1 protein-coding gene is annotated in these 773 nt (G+C 64.3%); it reads left to right on the top strand.

Annotated features, from left to right (window positions below):
* Positions 1-771: 3-hydroxybutyrate dehydrogenase (locus tag DIE13_RS32550; protein ID WP_148094101.1), on the top strand; the 771-nt coding region annotated here is incomplete at its 5' end.
* Between the last annotated feature and the right edge of the window lie 2 nt (positions 772-773).

Here is a 773-nt window from a genome sequence, read left to right as displayed (position 1 = left end):
GGCAAGACCGCAGTCGTCACGGGCGCCGCAAGCGGCATCGGCAAGGAAATCGCACTCGAACTCGCGAAAGCGGGTGCGGCCGTCGCGATCGCCGACCTGAACCAGGACGGCGCAAACGCGGTTGCCGACGAGATCAACAAGGCAGGCGGCAAGGCGATCGGCGTCGCGATGGACGTGACCAACGAGGACGCGGTCAACAGCGGCATCGACAAGGTGGCCGAGGCGTTCGGCTCGGTCGACATCCTGGTGTCGAACGCAGGCATCCAGATCGTCAACCCGATCGAGAACTACTCGTTCGCCGACTGGAAGAAGATGCAGGCGATCCACGTTGACGGCGCGTTCCTGACGACCAAGGCCGCGCTCAAGCACATGTACAAGGACGATCGCGGCGGCGTCGTGATCTACATGGGTTCGGTGCACTCGCACGAAGCGTCGCCGCTGAAGTCGGCGTACGTGACGGCCAAGCACGGCCTGCTCGGACTGGCACGCGTGCTGGCGAAGGAAGGCGCGAAGCATAACGTGCGCTCGCACGTGGTGTGTCCGGGCTTCGTGCGCACGCCGCTGGTCGACAAGCAGATTCCGGAGCAGGCGAAGGAACTCGGGATCAGCGAAGAGGAAGTCATCAAGAAGGTGATGCTGGGCAACACGGTCGACGGCGTGTTCACGACGGTGCAGGACGTCGCGCAAACGGTGCTGTTCCTGTCGGCCTTCCCGAGCGCCGCGCTCACCGGCCAGTCGTTCGTCGTCAGCCACGGCTGGTTCATGCAGTAACG

The organism is Burkholderia sp. Bp9016 (assembly GCF_003857765.1).
GTDB lineage: Bacteria > Pseudomonadota > Gammaproteobacteria > Burkholderiales > Burkholderiaceae > Burkholderia.
This window is presented reverse-complemented; position numbering and strand designations above follow the sequence as displayed.